Here is an 18833-nt window from a genome sequence, read left to right on the forward strand (position 1 = left end):
TTTTGTGGCGTTTTAATCAAGTTTTCTGTTAAGACGGTCGTCACCCTGAATTTATTTCAGGGTCTTTCACGCTAAAAAGATGCTGAAATAAATTCAGCAGGACGATAAAGCGGGATTAGGCGTAAATAAGATATAATTTTCAGCAAATAATTATCGAACTCAGGTTAATTGATAAACCCAGCCATAACTTATGTGTTTTTATGACCTTTAATCCCCCTCTTTTTTACTATTTAGAATAATTCCAAATTACTTAATCGCCTGCCCAAATTACAATTAAGGGTTGTTTTTTGCTATTTTTGTTTAAACCAAAAAACTCGGCCCTATTGGCTCAGTAAACGCAAATTAATATACAAAAACAGTATTCTTTTTTGTAAAAAGCGGGTGTAGATTTTGTTGCACAATCTTATAACAAAAAGAATAAAATAGCTAAGATGAGTATTTATAACGATTATATCCAGGAGATTGAAGACAGAAAAGCTCAAGGTCTTCATCCCAAACCTATTGATGGAGCAGAATTACTGAGTGAAATCATCGATCAAATCAAAAATGTAAATAATTTTAACAGGGCAGATGCTGTTAATTTTTTCATATACAACACCTTGCCGGGCACTACCGGAGCTGCTGGTGTAAAAGCAGAGTTTTTAAAAGAAATTATTTTAGGTGGAACTATCGTTGCAGAAATCACACCTGATTTTGCTTTCGAACTGTTATCGCATATGAAGGGCGGATCTTCTATCAAAGTTTTGTTAGACATTGCACTGGCCGATAATGGCGACAAAGCCCATAAAGCTGCAGATGTACTTAAAACACAGGTTTTCTTATACGATGCCGATACCGATCGTTTAAAAGATGCTTACAACAATGGCAATGCCATTGCTAAGGAAATATTAGAAAGTTATGCCAGGGCTGAGTTCTTCACTAACCTTCCCGAAGTACCAGAAGAAATCAAAGTGGTAACTTTTATTGCTGGTATTGGCGATATTTCTACAGATTTATTGTCTCCTGGTAACCAGGCACACTCTCGTTCAGATCGCGAGTTGCATGGCAAATGCATGATTACGCCAGAGGCTCAGGAGGAAATTAAAGCGTTACAGGCGCAACACCATGATAAAAGTGTAATGCTGGTAGCTGAAAAAGGTACCATGGGTGTAGGTTCTTCACGTATGTCGGGGGTAAACAATGTTGCACTTTGGACGGGTAAAAAATCTAGCCCTTATATTCCATTTGTGAACATAGCCCCAATTGTAGGTGGTACCAATGGTATTTCTCCAATTTTCTTAACAACAGTTGATGTAACAGGCGGTATTGGTATCGACCTTAAAAACTGGGTAAAGAAAACGGATGAAAATGGCAATGTTATCCGTAACGAAAATGATGAGCCGGTTTTAGAGCAGGTTTATTCTATAGAAACGGGTACAGTACTTACCATTAATACAAAAACTAAAAAATTATACAATGGAGATCAAGAGCTGATCGACATTTCAAAAGCGTTGACACCGCAAAAAATGGAATTTATCAAAGCTGGTAGTTCTTACGCTATCGTTTTTGGTAAAAAAATCCAAACTTTTGCAGCTAAAACTTTAGCTATCGAACCTTCGCTAGTGTTCGCCCCTGCTAAAGAGGTATCTATTGAAGGGCAAGGTTTAACGGCTGTAGAAAAAATCTTCAATAGAAATGCGGTGGGTTTAACACAGGGCAAGGTTTTACATGCTGGCTCTGACGTTCGTGTAGAAGTAAACATTGTAGGTTCTCAAGATACAACAGGTTTGATGACCGCTCAGGAATTAGAAGCGATGGCTGCTACAGTTATTTCTCCTATTGTTGATGGCGCTTATCAATCTGGCTGTCATACTGCATCTGTTTGGGATAAAAAAGCACAGGCAAACATCCCTAAATTGATGAAGTTCATGAACGACTTCGGCGTAATTACTGCCCGCGACCCTAAAGGCGAATATCATTCAATGACAGATGTTATTCACAAGGTACTGAACGACATTACTATTGATGAGTGGGCAATTATCATCGGTGGTGATTCGCACACGCGTATGTCTAAAGGTGTAGCTTTCGGTGCAGATTCTGGTACGGTGGCATTGGCATTGGCAACTGGTGAGGCTTCTATGCCGATTCCTGAGTCGGTAAAAGTAACATTCAAAGGTCAAATGAAAGAACACATGGATTTCCGTGATGTAGTTCATGCGACGCAATTGCAAATGTTGCAACAATTTGATGGCGAAAACGTATTCCAGGGCCGTATCATCGAGGTACACATTGGCACTTTATTAGCTGATCAGGCTTTTACCTTTACAGACTGGACAGCTGAGATGAAAGCAAAAGCATCTATCTGTATTTCGCAAGACGATACTTTAATCCAATCGTTAGAAATTGCTAAAAACCGTATTCAAATCATGATAGACAAGGGTATGGACAACCATAACCAGGTTTTACAAGGATTGATCAATAAAGCAAACAAACGTATTGAAGAAATTAAAACCGGTATCAAGCCAGCTTTAATGCCAGATGATAATGCCAAATATTATGCAGAAGTAGTTATTGACCTGGATATCATCAACGAGCCAATGATTGCCGATCCGGATGTAAACAATGCAGATGTTTCTAAACGTTATACGCATGATACCATCAGAGACTTAACCTTTTATGGTGGCGATAAAAAAGTAGACCTTGGTTTCGTAGGTTCTTGTATGGTACATAAAGACGATTTGAAAATCGTTTCTCAGATGTTGAAAAACGTAGAGACACTAACTGGTAAAGTAGAGTTCAAAGCACCGTTGGTAGTTGCAGCCCCTACTTACAACATCATCGATGAGTTGAAAGCAGAAGGCGATTGGGAATATTTACAAAAATACTCTGGATTTGAGTTCAGCGATGCTTTACCTAAAGCTGCAGCGCGTACCGAATATGAGAACATCATGTACTTAGAACGCCCGGGCTGTAACCTTTGTATGGGTAACCAGGAGAAAGCGGCTAAAGGCGATACTGTAATGGCTACGTCAACCCGTTTATTCCAGGGCCGCGTAGTGGAAGATAAAGATGGTAAAAAAGGAGAGTCTTTATTGGCATCAACACCGGTAGTGGTTCTTTCTGCTATTTTAGGTCGTATTCCAAGCATTGAGGAATATAAAGTAGCGGTAGAAGGCATCAACTTAACCAAGTTCACGCCTATTTCTACAAAACAATAAGAAACAAATAAACATATTTTTTGTTAATAAAGCACAAAGGCTGTCCCATAATAGGATAGCCTTTTTATTTACACTAACAATTGAATAGAATGGTTTTAAATAACATAATTTGACAAATCTTAAAAATAAGTATATTAAAAATTGTTTAATTTAGTTAGTGTTGTTATTGACAATAATTTTTAAAAAAAATAAAGTATGGCTTTTGATATAGACATGATTAAAAAGGTTTATGCAAGCTTTGGCAGCCGCGTTGAGGCTGCGCGTAAAGTGGTTGGCAGACCTTTAACATTATCTGAAAAAATATTGTATACACACCTTTGGGATGGAGATCCTAAAACGGCGTTTAAACGTGGCTCTGACTACGTAGATTTTGCACCAGATCGGGTTGCGATGCAGGATGCAACAGCTCAAATGGCATTATTGCAATTTATGCAGGCTGGTCGCCCACAAGTGGCTGTGCCTTCTACAGTTCATTGCGATCACTTAATTACGGCTAAAGAAGGTGCTGCAATAGATTTACCTCATGCTAAAACCGAAAGTGCCGAAGTTTTTGATTTCTTATCTTCTGTATCGAACAAATACGGTATCGGTTTCTGGAAACCAGGTGCTGGTATTATTCATCAGGTCGTTTTAGAAAATTATGCTTTTCCAGGTGGAATGATGATCGGAACCGACTCGCATACCGTAAATGCGGGTGGTTTGGGTATGGTTGCTATTGGAGTTGGTGGTGCTGATGCCTGCGATGTAATGGCGGGTTTACCTTGGGAGCTTAAATTCCCTAAATTAATCGGCGTAAAATTAACAGGAAAATTAAACGGCTGGACTGCCGCTAAAGATGTAATTCTTAAGGTTGCGGGTATCCTTACCGTAAAAGGTGGTACAGGTGCAATTGTAGAATATTTTGGCGATGGTGCTATTAACTTAAGCTGTACGGGTAAAGGTACCATTTGTAACATGGGTGCCGAAATTGGTGCTACTACTTCTACTTTTGGTTATGATGACAGTATGGAACGTTATTTACGCGCAACAGGCAGAAATGAAGTTGCTGATGAAGCAAATAAAATAAAGGAATATTTAACAGGTGATGCTGAAGTTTATGCTGATCCGGAAAATTATTTCGATCAGGTTATTGAGATCGATCTGGATACTTTAGAGCCTTACCTAAATGGCCCTTTCACACCAGATTTAGCTACTCCGGTTTCGCAGATGAAAGTTGAGGCAGAGAAAAACGGCTGGCCTTTAAAAGTAGAATGGGGATTGATCGGTTCTTGTACCAACTCTTCTTACGAGGATTTATCAAGAGCAGCCTCTATCGCAAACCAGGCTATTGCAAAAGGTTTGGTAACCAAATCGGCATTCGGTATCAACCCCGGATCTGAGCAGGTACGTTATACTGCAGATCGTGATGGTTTCCTAAAAACTTTCGAAGATTTAGATGCAACAATTTTCACCAATGCCTGCGGACCATGTATTGGGATGTGGGACCGTACCGGGGCAGAAAAAGCAGAAAAAAATACGATCGTACACTCGTTTAACAGAAACTTTGCTAAACGTGCAGATGGGAACCCTAATACTTTCGCTTTCGTGGCTTCACCAGAAATGGTTGCTGCAATTGCAATTTCAGGTAATTTAGGCTTTAATCCATTAACTGACACTTTAACAAACGATAAAGGCGAACAGGTTAAATTAGATCCACCTACAGGTTTTGAACTGCCAACAAAAGGTTTCGCTGTAGAAGATGCAGGTTATCAGGCGCCAGCAGCTGATGGTTCATCCGTTCAGGTTTTGGTTTCCCCAACTTCACACCGTTTACAATTGTTAGATCCATTTACCCCTTGGGAAGGCACCGACTTAAAGGGTTTAAAACTTTTAATCAAAGCCAAAGGTAAGTGTACAACAGATCATATCTCAATGGCTGGTCCATGGTTAAAATTCCGTGGTCACTTAGATAACATTTCTAACAACATGCTCATTGGGGCGGTTAACTATTTCAACGATAAAACAGATAACGTTAAAAATGAATTAACGGGTGAATATGGCCCGGTTCCTGCAACGCAACGCGATTATAAAGCTGCTGGCATAGGCTCTATTGTTGTTGGTGACGAAAACTATGGCGAAGGTTCATCACGTGAACATGCCGCTATGGAACCTCGCCATTTAGGTGTTCGTGCTGTATTGGTAAAATCTTTTGCCCGTATCCACGAAACTAACCTGAAGAAACAAGGTATGTTAGGTTTAACCTTTGCAGATAAAGATGATTATGATAAAATCTTAGAGGATGATACCATCGATATCGTAGGCTTAACAGAATTTGCTCCAGATAAACCATTAACATTAGTATTACACCATGCTGATGGTACCCAGGAGCAATTCGTGGTTAACCACAGTTATAACGATCAACAAATCGAGTGGTTTAAAGCTGGTGGTGCGCTAAATATTATTCGGGCTGAAGCAGCGGCTAAGGCATCGCTTTAGTAGACTGAAGTCCGAAATTTGGATAAAAACAATATCAATCCCGTTCTGTTAAATCAGAACGGGATTTTTTTATTACTAAAATTCATCACTCCAGTTTACAAAGTATATTAGAGACGTCACCCTGAATTTATTTCAGGGTCTATATTGCAGGAAAGATGCTGAAATAAATTCAGCATGACGATCGTATTAGGCAGCGTAAGGATATAGTGAAGCATGAGAACAAACCTTAATAGCTTTACTGGCCCTGCGCTTCAAAAGATCAAATAAGCATTTTCTTTTTTTCGGAAAGCAGTTGCAGCAGTTCTTGGGTTGGGGTTAGTCCCGCTAATGCTGCTGCTGGTTGAAGGAACCAGCATTCGCGTATATCGGGGTTTAGATGGCAGAGACAGAGGTGCTTTTCACACAAAGATTCCCTGGATGCCATGAGGGGAAGTTTGCCTTCCTTGCAGGAAATGAGCTTTCTAGCCCTGGGTGGAGCGGCATCCCTGAAGCGCAGCTTAAGGATACAGCGAAGCACGGGAGCAAACTTTTAATAGCTGCTACTGACCCTGCGCTTCAAGAAAAGACTTGTATAATTAGATTGCTTCACACCATCACAAAAGCCCCTTCTTCGTTCGCAATGACGAGCTTTGTATTATTCAAACTCATAACCGCAATTGTAGCAATGATGACATTTATTGGCCTTAATGGGTGTAGTTAGGGTTAAAAAGGCAAGTATGGTTGCCCAAATACTATATTTTTTATCGGTAGCCATTCCATAATCCACATTGGTAGATCCACATTTTTCACAAACTGTTTTATCTTCCACTGGTTCTTCTTCACCAACAATTTCATCTGATGATTCAAAAGCCAAACTATTGTCTTCAGCTAGTAAAGCATTAATGGCTTCTACATCTCTTTCAAAAACAATGAGTTTTACCCCGCCAATGGCCTGATTGTAATTTAAGGTTGCAACATTTTCATCCGCAAGGAAACAGGCAAATCCACTATCTTCCAATTTAGCTTTAATAATATTGGCCTCCATTGGATTGTAATAGGTGCTGTAAACTACTGTTCTATCATTCATCAACCAAACTTAAGAATTTGTTTAATAATGAAGAAGAAAACAGCCATATATCAACTAACTTTTTAGGAAATTTTGCCACCAATAGCCCGAATCTTTAATGCTGCGCTCCTGGGTTTTAAAATCGTTATAAATCAATCCAAAGCGGGCAGTAAATCCTTCAGTCCACTCAAAATTATCCATTAATGTCCAGGCCATATAACCGGTTACATTTACACCTTCCTTTTTGAGCTTTAGCAGTGCATTTAAATAAAGTTTAAAATATTCGATCCGTTCAGGGTCTTCTACCCTACCATTGATCAATTTATCATGATAAGCAGCACCATTTTCGGTGATTAGGATATTTTTGACATTGGGGTAAGCGGCAAACTGTTTCACGATATTATAGAAACTATCAGCATTTACCTCCCATCCCATTGCGGTATGGGGCTTTTTTCTGCTCTTGGCTTTTACCTCCCAGGCCTGAATAACCGGAATAAAGGCATTATACTTAACCACCAAAGGGAAATAATTTTGAAGACCAATAAAGTCAAAATCAAATTTCATCCGTTCGTGAAGCCGCCAGGTACCATATTCGATCTGAAATTTCTCTAACACATCCCAATTGGCAGTGGGAAACCCCATGCCCTGTGTAGGTTCTACAAAAAGGCGGTTCATTAGGCAATCTACCCGTTTTGCAGCAAGGATATCGCTATCACTCTGGGTACTTGGAACTACTTCCGAGCAAGAAAAAGTAGTTCCGATATTAGCCTTGCTAATTTCTGCACGTAAAATCTTGCCCCCATCTGCCTGGGCCAGTGCAGTATGTAATACTGCTGAAAAGAAATTACCTAACCCTGTTTTCCCCGGGGCATGAACGCCTAACATATACCCCAAAGAAGTATAACCGAAAGGCTCATTCAACACAATCCAGTTTTTTACCTTATCGCCGTATTCTAGCGCACAGATACTCACAAAAGCATTAAATGCAGCATTGATGCTAAAGCTTGTCCAGCCGCCCTCATCTTCTAGTGCCTGCGGCAAATCCCAATGATAAAGGGTAATATAGGGGATAATTCCATGGGTTAAACATTCATCGATAAGATTGTGATAAAAACGGATGCCTTCCTGGTTAATCTCTCCCCTACCTGCAGGTAAAATGCGCGACCAGGCAATAGAAAACCTAAACACTTTAAAGCCCAGCAGTTTAACTAAAGCTACATCTTCAGCATACCGGTGATAAAAATCGCAAGCAGGATCTAATTTGTGATTCTTTTTTATTTTTCCATTTTTCGCCGTAAAGGTATCCCAAATGGAAGGGCCTTTACCATATTGGGTGGCTGTACCTTCTATTTGAGCCGCAGCGGTAGCCACACCCCACAAAAAATTCTGACCAAAATCGCTTGCATTAATCATTCGTTATCAATTAATTGCCATAAGTTGCGAGTTTAATATTAATAAATCGTTAACAATTGAAATGATTCGAAATGAAAACATTTTTTAATATTTTTACGCTATGCGCTACTCCTCATTAATTCCTTTCCTATTAGTATTGTTAAGCCTCTCTGCCTTTGCAAAATTTAGCCCTCCTGTTAATGATGAACTGATAAACGCCATAAATATTACCAATACAAGTGCGTATTGCAGTGGCGATGCCGAATTTAATAATTTAGAAGCTACCCCGAGCAATTATAATAAAGGTTTAAACTGGCCAGCTATTGGAAAAGATGTTTGGTTTAAGTTTACGGCATCTAAATTTGATGTAAACATTTCTGTTAGTGGAAAAATTAACGCCAATAGTACAAACACTTTAATTGATCCGTTGGTTGCCTTATATTCATTTGATGCAGCAACTGGTTCTATAAGCGAGTTACCCGGCACGCTGGCCACCTCAAACAATGTTAATTCTTTATACAAGGGCGCTTTAACGGTAGGACAGATTTACTATGTCAGGGTAAGCGCAGCAAACGATGTTACGGGCACTTTTAAACTTTGTATCGATAATTATTTTCCACCCATAAAACCAGGGCAAGATTGTGGAACATTTTCGGTACTATGCACAAAAGAAACATTTACCCAGTTAAATGTAACTGGCTCCGGAGCAAACAATCACGAATCGGCTGGAACCTGCTTAGGTACAGAATCTAACTCTGCCTGGTATATGTTTAAAGCCTCTGCACCCGGCAACTTCACTTTTGTAATCACACCTACAGTAACCACAAACGACATTGACTGGATTTTTTACGATTTAGGTGTGAACGGAGATTGTAGTAAAATAAATGCGGCGAATGCTATCCGATGTGCATCGGGCAGTGGCGTAACCTGTAGCCCCACCTATTATAAAACCGGCTTGAGCATGACTGAAACTGATTTGTCTGAATCGGCTGGTTGTCCGCCTGGTCAAAATGGCTTTGTAAAATATGTAGATCTAGAAAAGGATCATGTTTACGCGCTACTAATCGATAATTACACTGGAGGGAATAATGGCTTTACGCTAGAATTCGGTGGTACGGCAGATTTTGCTGGTCCAACTGCCGAGATTGATGTTAAGAAACTAAATCCATGTACCGATAGCCAGGCATATATCTTCGAAAGCAGAGCACAGAATTTCGCTGCTTTAAAATGGTCTTTTGGTGAAGGTGCAAGCTTGGCTTCGGCCACAACGGCTGGGCCATTTACGGTAACATACAATACCCCTGGAGAGAAAGTTGTGGTTTTAGAAGCAAAAGGCACAAACGGGTGCAATGTTGTAACTACACAAACTTTTATTGTAGCAAACACACCTGAAAAACCTGCTATAATGGCTTCAAATGTTAATTTATGCCAGGGAGATGTATTAAAATTATCAACTCCTTTTTTAAACTTAGCAAGCTACCACTGGTCAGGACCGAATGGTTTTAGTTCAACACAACAAAATCCCGAAATCCAAGTAAGCGGAACAGAAATAGTTGGAACGTACAAACTTTATGTTCAGGTTGGAGATTGTGTGAGTGAGGTAAATTCGGTCGATATCTTGTCGGTCGATTTAAAACCTGAAGCAATGTTTTCGATTGAGGTTAATAATAAATGCGAAGCAAACCAGTCCTTTTCGTTTATCAATGCTTCTAAAAATTACACAAAGCTCACCTGGGATTTTGGCGCGGGTGTAAAAAGTCAGGTTGCCATCAATAACGACAGTAAAATATTAACTTTCAATGAGACAGGGCTTAAAACAATCACGCTGACAGTTGAAACCAATAATGGTTGTGTTTCTACTTTTACAAAAGATATTTTGGTAGAATTGAAGCCGGAAAAACCAGAAATCAGCATCAATCAGGCATTGTTTTGTTTAAAAGACATCATAAAATTAGCTGTACCGGCACAAGAAGGTGTCACTTATGCGTGGAGCGGGCCAAACAATTATAACGCAACTACAAATGCCATTGAAATTCCGGTAACAGATCTTAATCTGGCAGGTACGTACCAGGTTGTGTTAACATCAGGCTCTTGTAGCTCCGAACCAGCAATTATCGTTGTCCCGGCCATTGCCAGAATTCCTGTAGCTAAATTTTATACCGAACCTACCTTTAAGGTTAAGTTTTCTGCTCCAGTACCCATAACATTTACCAATGCATCGCTTTACGGGGATTTTTATGAATGGAATTTTGGCGATGGTTTTACCTCTGCAGAACAAAACCCCACCCATATTTATCAAACCGATGGATTATTCAGAATTACTTTAACTGCATTTTCTAAAAACGGCTGTGCAAATTCAATTACCCAAGGCGACCTGATTATCAAAAAAAATGCATCTACATTTGTTCCAAATGCATTTTCGCCAAATGGCGATGGGATTAATGATGAATTGGTTGTTGGTGTAACGAACCTCAAGAAATATAACATTCATATTTACAACCGCCTGGGCACCCAGGTTTTCTTTACCAATAACATATTTGAAAACTGGAACGGCACTTTTAAAGGTAATGAACTCCCTGTTGGTGTGTATTATTACGTAATATTAGGCACTAACATAGCGAATAATATTGTTAAATATTCGGGTTCAATAACCCTCCTCAGGTAATTCAATAATGTATCCCGTTATAAACTTTAAGGTGCCTTAAATACTGTAGTGTCTTGAGCAACTTTAGGTACCGTGTAATTTCCGGTATCTAAACTAACTTTAGGCAATAGTTTCTTTATGCTGGCTAAATCTGCTTTACCTATCCCGGTATGATATACGTACAGAAATTTTAAATTTTTTAGTTTCTTTAATTGATTAATCCCTTTTGCAGTAATTTTTGTTCCAACCAAACTCAATGATTGTAACTGATCTAAATCTTTCAACGATGCTAAACCTGCATCTGTGATCTGGCTATTATTTAGGTTTAACCTGGTTAGGTTTTTGCAATCCTTTAGTGCAGTTAAAGTTTGATCGTTTACTTTATTATTTTCTAGCTTAAGCCAAAGGAGCTGTTTTTCGATTGATTTTATCAGATCCAAAACATCTTTACCCATCGATTGTGCATTGATAAAATTGGCCGAAAGGTAATTGGTATGCTGGGCAACCGGGAATATGGTAATCCCTGCATCAGTAAACTTTTTCAATACTTTATTATCAACTGCCGAAACCTCTTCAGTTGGAATTTCGCTGGCTTTGATTTGTTCGGCCCCACTTTCGCCTTTTTGTAGGCTGGCTAAAATTGTTTTTATATTTTCTGGCTGAGGAAGATCTTTAAACTTCTTTTTAAAATCAACACCGGTATCAATCCACCATTTTAACAAGGCAATCTCATTGGTGGTAAGTTGTGGTTTTTCTTTAGGTGCCATATGGTCTTCATCACTTAATGGCAATAAAATCCGTTTCATCAACTCACTATCGTCGGCTTTACCCTTTACAATAGTATGTCCGTCTTCTCCACCTTTTAAAATATATTCTTCCTGGTCTAACCTTAGCTTGCCTTTCTGCTTTTCGCTGCCATGGCAACTATAACACCTATTTTGAAAGAGTGGTTGAATAGCATTTTGGTAAACAAAGGCTTCCTGAACATTAGGAATTGGTGGAATAGCTGCACCGCCTTTTGTACTGCCCGATTTTAACGGTGCGGTTAAATAATCAGAACCATGGGTTAAAGAACCTCCTAAATGCCCTGTAATTGAAATGAGCGCTATGAGAACCACCGCTATTGTACCTAGTATGGCATTTGATTTAACCTTTTGGTAAATAATCCATAATATAAAAGATAAAACAGCAACACTGATTCCCATCCATTGGTGATTACTCACGAGTTTACCGTCATAATCGCCACCATTGGCCAATAAATAACCAGTAATGCAAGATACTACAGCACTTAACGCACCTAAAAGCAGCATAATAGGAATGGCTGGTTTTAGGTTGATAAACTTTGCAGCAGATGATAAGAGAATACAAATACAGCCAAGCAACAAAATTCCGATAGGAAGGTGTACAAAAACTGGGTGAAAGCGGCCGAAGAACTCTAACATCTTATTGATATCTCTTTCTTAATAAATTCATCATGTAAACATTTATTGCCCATTGATCGGCAAGGGGTTGGCGCGTATAAGGCAGGGTAGGCATATAATCAGCCGGACCAAATTCGGTAAGAATAGTCATACGTTCGCCGTTTTTCTTTTTACGTGCTATAATTTTATCCCACCAGGCCAGGTGCGCTTCTACCACTTTTGTCCATTCTGGTGCCCGTGGATCATTTACCTGTGGCCCTTCGGGGTGCCCAACCCGCGAGTGGATATGTTCTGCCTTTTCTAAAATAAAATCGATGGTTTGTTTCTGATCAGATAATAAACTTTCGTGCACATTGCACCAATGCGAAATATCTAAAGTGAATTTCAATTCTGGATTTTTCTCAGCAAAATTTTTAGCAACATGTGCAGCAAACATCATACGGCTACGATGCGTTTCGTGATAAACCGGTATGCCCGACGATTTGCTCTTGGCCGTTGCGTAATCGATGATCTGTTTATTTTCTTCGTAAGTGAAATAATCTTTTCCCGAATGGCAATTGATGTAAACAGGTTTTTGATAAGTATTGGCACAAATAGCATCTAAACTTTTTTTGAAAGAAGCTAAGTGCTCAGTTATGTTCGACTGTGATCCGGCGCATAAAAATCCGATTTCCAGTTTATATTTCTTAACCGCATCAAAAAGTTCTTTTATCGCTTTGTCCTCACCAGGCCACCATACTTCAATGCCTTCATATCCTTCTTTTTTGGCTGCTGCGCAAAACTCATCTCTTGTACCTCCAAAACCCCAATCGGTTTGCATAAATAATAATTCGTAACCCGCTTTTGCTTTAATACTTTTAAGTTCGTTGGCGCTCATGTTTTGGATGGGGGCTAAAATTGATGCCGCCGTTACAACAGCTGTATTTTGTAAGAATTTCCTTCTGGTTTGGTTCATTGGTTCACTTGTTGTTGGTTCATTTGTAGATTGGGCATTAGTTTATTGGTAACTGCCAATTGAAAATTGGTCATTGGGTTAATCGGTTAATAGACTGTAGACTCAGGACTTCCGACTCCTGACTTAAGCTACAATCTCTGATATGACCTTACCTGCTACATCAGTTAACCTAAACGGTCGTCCCTGGAAAGGATAGGTAAATTGTTCGTGATCGAAGCCCAACTGGTTTAAAATAGTGGCTTGAATATCAAAAGCATCAACTTTTCCGCTTACGGCACTATAGCCAATTTCATCTGTTTCGCCGTGTGTAAATCCTTTTTTCACACCTCCGCCGGCCATCCATATGGTAAATGCTTCTGTATGGTGATCTCTACCTTTAAATGGATTTTGAATACCATTTCTGTTTTCCATCATTGGCGTACGCCCAAATTCGCCACCCCAAACTACCAGGGTTTCTTCTAATAAACCGCGTTGTTTTAAATCGAGCAATAAAGCGGTAATTGGCCTGTCAATGGTTCTGCATTTATTCTTCAGTCCGATATTAAGTGAATTGTTTGGGCTATCTCCGTGTGCATCCCAGCCCCAATCGAATAACTGAATATAACGTACGCCTTTTTCTACCAGTTTACGGGCAAGTAGTACATTATTGGCAAAACAAGCTTTACCAGGTTGCGTACCATACATTTCGTGTATGTAGGCAGGTTCATCATTGATATTCATCACCTCTGGTGCCGAAATCTGCATGCGGTAAGCCATTTCATACTGTGCTATCCGCGATAAAATCTCGGGATCGTTATACTCCTGATATTGTTGCTCGTTGGCTTTATTAATGGCATCGATAGAGGCTTTTCTCAAATCGCGGTTCATTCCATCGGGATCTTTAATAAACAGTACCGGATCTCCTTCACTCCGGCATTGTACACCTTGATAAACAGAGGGTAAAAAGCCACTTCCCCAAACGCTTTTTCCGGCATCCGGGAAACTTCCCCCACTGGTAAGCACTACATATCCTGGTAAATTCTGGTTTTCTGATCCTAAACCATAGGTTACCCAGCTTCCCATACTTGGCCTGCCCAATCGCGGTGAACCTGTATGCACCAAGAGCTGCGCCGGAGCATGGTTAAATTGATCTGTTTTTACAGCTTTCAAAAAGCTTACCTCATCTACCATGGTAGAAAAGTGCGGTAAATTATCACTCACCAAGGCTCCTGACTGGCCATATTTGGCAAAATTAGCCTGTGGACCCAACATTTTAGGTACCCCGGTTATAAAAGCAAATTTTTTCCCGGCGAGTAATGATGGAGGGCAGTCCTGGCCGTCCATTTTCATGAGCTCTGGCTTAAAATCAAACAATTCTAATTGAGATGGAGCACCTGCCATGTGCAAATAAATTACACTTCGGGCCTTACCTACAAGTGGTGGCGATTTAGGCAATAACGGGTGTGCAGGATCGTAAGCGATCTTTGTTTGTGGACTCGAAAAAAGATTACCGCAGCTACCCAATAACGAACCCATTGCCAAAGCACCCAAACCCATCGCACTTTCTTTTAAAAAATGGCGTCGCGAGTGCAGGCGTGCATTTGCTTCATGTGCTTCTTTAATTAACCTATGTGCGTTTAATTCGTCTCTTGTCATAACCGATCAAATCAATTTTTGGTAACCACTTCATCCAGGTTAAGCATTGCATTGGCTACCAGTACCATTGCTGCTTCTTCTGGCTTAAATTTCTTTTGTTTATCGCCCATAAATGCCGATACACTTGCCGAATTTTTTCTAAACTCGCCAAAAGCCTTGTCATACAGGTCTTCGAATACTTTTAACCTATTTTGAGGGATCGTTTTATATAAGATCAATTCATAGCCCTTGGCAATTTTAGATCTGCTGGTGCTTCCTCCTACTTTTTCCATGCGTAGCGCCAGTTTTCTTGCCAAATCGATATAAACACTATCATTTAAGGTTACCAGGGCCTGTAATGGGGTATTGGTTCGTATACGGCGCGGACTACAAACCACTCTCGATGCTCCATCAAAGGCAATAGCTGATGGATATGGGGCTGTTCTTTTCCAATAGGTATAAATTCCCCTGCGGTATTGTTCTTCCCCACCACTTAGCACCCATTTAGCGCCACTATAAGGCGAAAACCAAATTCCTTCAGGTTGCCAGGGCATTACTGGTGGTCCGTACATTTTATTACTTAATACCCCGCAAACGGCAAGACTCTGATCTCTGATTTGCTCAGCACTTAACCTGATCCGCGAACCCCTGGCGTAAAACTTATTAAACAGATCTTTTTCTTTCAGCTCTTCGGTTACCTTACTATCTTGTCTGTAAGTAGCCATCATCACCAGTTCCTTCAACATTTTTTTAACGCTCCAGTTGTATTTGTACATAAACTGATAAGCCATAAAATCTAAAAGTTCCTGGTGGGTAGGCGCCATTCCCTGGGTGCCCATATCTTCTAAAGTTTCTACCAAACCGGCGCCGTATAACTGCTCCCATAATCGGTTCACCATTGTTCTCGATACAAGAGGGTTTCTTTTATCGGTAAGCCACATGGCTAAACCCATCCTGTTATTAGGTGCATTTTTAGGCATAGCAAAAGCCAAAGAATTAGGTACACCAACTTTAACTTCTTTGCCTTTCGAAGTCCACGCACCGCGCTCAAACACATAGTTTTTGCGCTGCATGCTCAATGGATTTTCGACCATAATCGGCGTTGTTGGCACTTTTGCATTCATTAAATCAGTAAATCTTTTTTTATTGGCCACATACTCAGGCTTGCCTTTTCCGGGAAACTGTTTGGTAAAATAAAACCAATCGAAGTACACCATAAATTCGTCAGGATTTTTTACCGAAGGATTGGTGTACTTTAAATACACATCCTTTACCCCGCTTTGCTTTGCAAAATCTACTTCTACATTTTCATAATCTTTAGTTTGGGCGAGTTTCCACGATTTTACAACAGGGCCGTTTGGTGAGCCTAAATGTAAACTCATTGTACCATCAGGTTTACTGCAGTTGTAGCGGAAAATCAATTGGTCAACATTTTCAAGGTTTACAGATTTTAACCTTGCAGATGAGCTATTTTTAAAATAAAGTGCAATGTTATGATTACCGATTACTGAATTCACCAATTCATCGGCCGTTGTAGAGTTTATTGCCGGCTGACCAGTTTTTAAGAATAAATCAACTTCGGCAGCTCTTTCTTTACCCGCAACAGTTTTAACCCAGCTGGTTAAATGATTGAGCTCGTTTTTAAGACTATCATTAAAATCTTTAAGTAATGGGTATTCTGCAGAAACGTCTTCATCTCTTGTATTATTAAAATACGACATGAATTTATAATACTCATCATGTTTAAAGGGATCGTATGGGTGGCTATGGCATTGTACACAAGAGAAAGTTGTACTCATTAACCCTTCCCACGTGGCATTTACACGATCTAAAACCGCCGCCGTTCTAAATTCTTCATTATTGGTCCCCCCCTCATCGTTGGTTGGCGTATTTCTGCTAAAAGCCGTAGCAATATATTGGGCATCGGTTGGATTTGGAAATAAATCTCCGGCAATCTGATCGGTAATAAATCGATCATATGGCATATCGCGGTTAAAGGCTTTAATCACCCAGTCGCGATAACTCCAGATATTTCGGTTAGGATCACTCTCGTAGCCTTTAGTATCAGCATAACGTGCTATATCCAGCCACATCGATGCCCAGCGCTCGCCAAATTTAGGCGAAGCCAGCAAACTATCAACCAGCACATTGTAGGCTGCCTGTTCGTCTTTACTGCTTAAATAAAATTTGGCCAGTTTATCTGATGGGTAAGTACCGATCAGATCTAAACTTACCCTTCTCAATAGGGTAGCCTTATCAGCAGTTTTAGATGGCTCAAGTTTATTTTCCTCAAGCTTTGCAAAAATAAATTTATCCAGATCGTTGCGTATCCAATCATTATCCACATCTGGCAATTCAGTCGGCTTTACACTAACATAAGCCCAATGGTTGCCCCATTTTGCGCCTTGTTTTATCCAGCCACTCAAAATATCAATTTCATCATTATTTAAAGCGGGGTGCTTATATGGCATCCTTTCTTCAGGATCGTTTGATTTTAAGCGTTTGATAAATTCACTATCCTCCGGATTGCCTGGAATAATTGCCGGTTTGCCGCTTTTGGTTTTAGCCAAAGCCTCTTCCCTAAACAACACGCTAAAACCGCCTTGTTGTTTAACCCCACCGTGACAGGAGATACATTTTTTATTTAAAATGGGCTTAACCTGCGTGTTAAAATCGATCGGTTTCTCCGACGAGAAAAGCGAAAAGGCTATTAAGGTAATCACAACCAGCACAAAGCCTGTTGCAAATAATATTTTCTTTTTCAATAACATTTTGGTTAGAATAAATTTAAGCTAATCTTTAGGCCTCTTAACTTGTACACTAAGTTAAATTATGCTAAACATTTATCAAAAATTACAACAGAGGCGACTGTTAGACTTAAATCGATAAGATTTCGCTTCCTTTAAACCAAATATCAATAAAAAAATAAAACACAAAAATGTATTAACTTGCTCAAAAAATGGATTATCTTACTTTTTATTAAGATTAGCAATGGAGAAACGCCAAGTAGGACAGAAAAATAGTTTTGATTTTCAAAAAGCCTTTATCATTCCCAGGAATGTACTTATAAAACAGTGCACTAAAAATGAAATCATAAACAATTTATTTATTACAGATATTGGTTATTACCGTAAGGCATTGAATCACTATATAAAAAGAAATAATGGTTCAGAACAGCATATTTTGATTTATTGCGTAGAAGGAAAGGGAAACGTAGAATTTCAGGATACTAATTATCATATTGAAGCGGGTAATTTTATTATTATTCCGAAAGAAACAGCACATACTTACCAAGCTGACCCAGCGTTACCATGGACTATTTATTGGTTCCATTTTTCAGGAACTGGTGCTGATCAATTGGTTGCTTCGTTACAGAATTATAAGGCTTATGCGGGTTTTAGTGAAGAACGGAACATGTTATTCGATACTATTTACAACCGATTAGAAAGAGGTTTTAGTAGAGAAAATATAATTTATGCCAATTTATGTTTTCACCAATATATTGCTGAAGTTGTTTATACCGATAAACATCTCGTTAACGATAAAATTATGGAACCGGATAAAGTTGAAGAGGTTATAGATTTTATGCGGAAAAATATTGAAAAGATGCTTAGTTTAAAGGAAATGGCACTGGCTGTTTACCTTTCACCTTCCTATTTATCGGCCATTTTTAAAAAGAAAACCGGAACCTCACCAATCGATTATTTTAACCAGCTCAAAATTCAGAAAACAACACAATATTTACTGTTCACCAACCTGCGGATTAACGAAATTGCACAAAAAGTCGGCATTAACGATCCTTATTATTTTAGCCGGCTCTTTTCAAGTATCATGGGCATTTCGCCGAAACAATACCGTGATAATAGGTTTAATTGATGTTCTTTTTTGTGGGCAGTCGAATCTTAGATGTGCAGTCGGATGTTACCATCCGCCTGAACACTCATATCATATTCATCATTTCAGTCCTGGCAGATGGTAACATCTGCCAGGATACTTATTTATAAACCTGAGTTCGATAATTACCTGTGCAGTCAGATGTTACCTGTTACCATCTGACTGGCAGTAAATACATGCGATTTAAAGCCTTAAA

Annotated in this window: 10 protein-coding genes; 4 read left to right on the top strand and 6 right to left on the bottom strand. The window is 39.5% G+C overall.

Going from position 1 to position 18833, the window contains the following annotated elements:
• Positions 1–431 precede the first annotated feature (431 nt).
• Both AW17_RS07130 and AW17_RS07135 read left to right on the top strand, forming a co-directional pair.
• Positions 432–3197, top strand: coding sequence for a bifunctional aconitate hydratase 2/2-methylisocitrate dehydratase (locus tag AW17_RS07130; RefSeq protein WP_029275437.1), 2766 nt, complete (start codon positions 432–434; stop codon positions 3195–3197).
• 195 nt (positions 3198–3392) lie between these two features.
• A complete protein-coding gene (locus AW17_RS07135) occupies positions 3393–5672 on the top strand; it encodes an aconitate hydratase (RefSeq protein ID WP_029275438.1) in 2280 nt (759 codons plus the stop codon).
• A 634-nt stretch (positions 5673–6306) separates the two neighbouring features.
• On the opposite strand, the gene AW17_RS07140 is transcribed toward AW17_RS07135, so the two are convergent.
• Positions 6307–6738: a putative signal transducing protein gene (locus AW17_RS07140; RefSeq protein WP_029275439.1), complete on the bottom strand. Its 432-nt coding sequence runs from the start codon at positions 6736–6738 to the stop codon at positions 6307–6309.
• Between the two features lie 54 nt (positions 6739–6792).
• Complete coding sequence (locus AW17_RS07145; RefSeq protein ID WP_029275440.1) at positions 6793–8130, bottom strand: GH1 family beta-glucosidase; 1338 nt, start codon at positions 8128–8130, stop codon at positions 6793–6795.
• A 100-nt stretch (positions 8131–8230) separates the two neighbouring features.
• Between AW17_RS07145 and AW17_RS07150 the strand changes: the two genes are divergently transcribed.
• On the top strand, positions 8231–10774 hold the full coding sequence (locus tag AW17_RS07150) for a T9SS C-terminal target domain-containing protein (RefSeq protein WP_029275441.1): 2544 nt from the start codon (positions 8231–8233) through the stop codon (positions 10772–10774).
• Positions 10775–10800: 26 nt separating this feature from the next.
• On the opposite strand, the gene AW17_RS07155 is transcribed toward AW17_RS07150, so the two are convergent.
• The 4 genes from AW17_RS07155 to AW17_RS07170 all read right to left on the bottom strand — a co-directional run bounded on the left by AW17_RS07155 (position 10801) and on the right by AW17_RS07170 (position 17514).
• Positions 10801–12195 carry a c-type cytochrome domain-containing protein gene (locus AW17_RS07155; RefSeq protein ID WP_029275442.1) on the bottom strand — a complete coding sequence of 465 codons (1395 nt, stop codon included), beginning with the start codon at positions 12193–12195 and terminating at the stop codon, positions 10801–10803.
• A gap of 1 nt (position 12196) precedes the next feature.
• Entirely contained in the window at positions 12197–13129 is a 933-nt protein-coding gene (locus AW17_RS07160; RefSeq protein WP_029275443.1) for a sugar phosphate isomerase/epimerase family protein, read from the bottom strand.
• Positions 13130–13252: 123 nt separating this feature from the next.
• Positions 13253–14764 (bottom strand): DUF1501 domain-containing protein, encoded by a 1512-nt coding sequence (locus tag AW17_RS07165; protein ID WP_029275444.1) that lies wholly within the window; start codon positions 14762–14764, stop codon positions 13253–13255.
• Positions 14765–14775: 11 nt separating this feature from the next.
• Positions 14776–17514, bottom strand: a complete 2739-nt coding sequence (locus AW17_RS07170; protein WP_029275445.1) for a DUF1553 domain-containing protein — start codon at positions 17512–17514, stop codon at positions 14776–14778.
• Positions 17515–17734: 220 nt separating this feature from the next.
• Between AW17_RS07170 and AW17_RS07175 the strand changes: the two genes are divergently transcribed.
• Complete coding sequence (locus tag AW17_RS07175) at positions 17735–18619, top strand: AraC family transcriptional regulator (protein WP_029275446.1); 885 nt, start codon at positions 17735–17737, stop codon at positions 18617–18619.
• Positions 18620–18833 lie beyond the last annotated feature (214 nt).

Source organism: Pedobacter borealis DSM 19626 (genome assembly GCF_000708285.2).
Taxonomy (GTDB): domain Bacteria; phylum Bacteroidota; class Bacteroidia; order Sphingobacteriales; family Sphingobacteriaceae; genus Pedobacter; species Pedobacter borealis.

Coding starts and splice junctions, on each gene's coding strand:
- AW17_RS07165 (WP_029275444.1), bottom strand. CDS start 14,764: ATGACAAGAGACGAATTAAACGCACATAGGTTAATTAAAGAAGCACAT.
- AW17_RS07175 (WP_029275446.1), top strand. CDS start 17,735: ATGGAGAAACGCCAAGTAGGACAGAAAAATAGTTTTGATTTTCAAAAA.
- AW17_RS07145 (WP_029275440.1), bottom strand. CDS start 8,130: ATGATTAATGCAAGCGATTTTGGTCAGAATTTTTTGTGGGGTGTGGCT.
- AW17_RS07170 (WP_029275445.1), bottom strand. CDS start 17,514: ATGTTATTGAAAAAGAAAATATTATTTGCAACAGGCTTTGTGCTGGTT.
- AW17_RS07150 (WP_029275441.1), top strand. CDS start 8,231: ATGCGCTACTCCTCATTAATTCCTTTCCTATTAGTATTGTTAAGCCTC.
- AW17_RS07130 (WP_029275437.1), top strand. CDS start 432: ATGAGTATTTATAACGATTATATCCAGGAGATTGAAGACAGAAAAGCT.
- AW17_RS07140 (WP_029275439.1), bottom strand. CDS start 6,738: ATGAATGATAGAACAGTAGTTTACAGCACCTATTACAATCCAATGGAG.
- AW17_RS07135 (WP_029275438.1), top strand. CDS start 3,393: ATGGCTTTTGATATAGACATGATTAAAAAGGTTTATGCAAGCTTTGGC.
- AW17_RS07155 (WP_029275442.1), bottom strand. CDS start 12,195: ATGTTAGAGTTCTTCGGCCGCTTTCACCCAGTTTTTGTACACCTTCCT.
- AW17_RS07160 (WP_029275443.1), bottom strand. CDS start 13,129: ATGAACCAAACCAGAAGGAAATTCTTACAAAATACAGCTGTTGTAACG.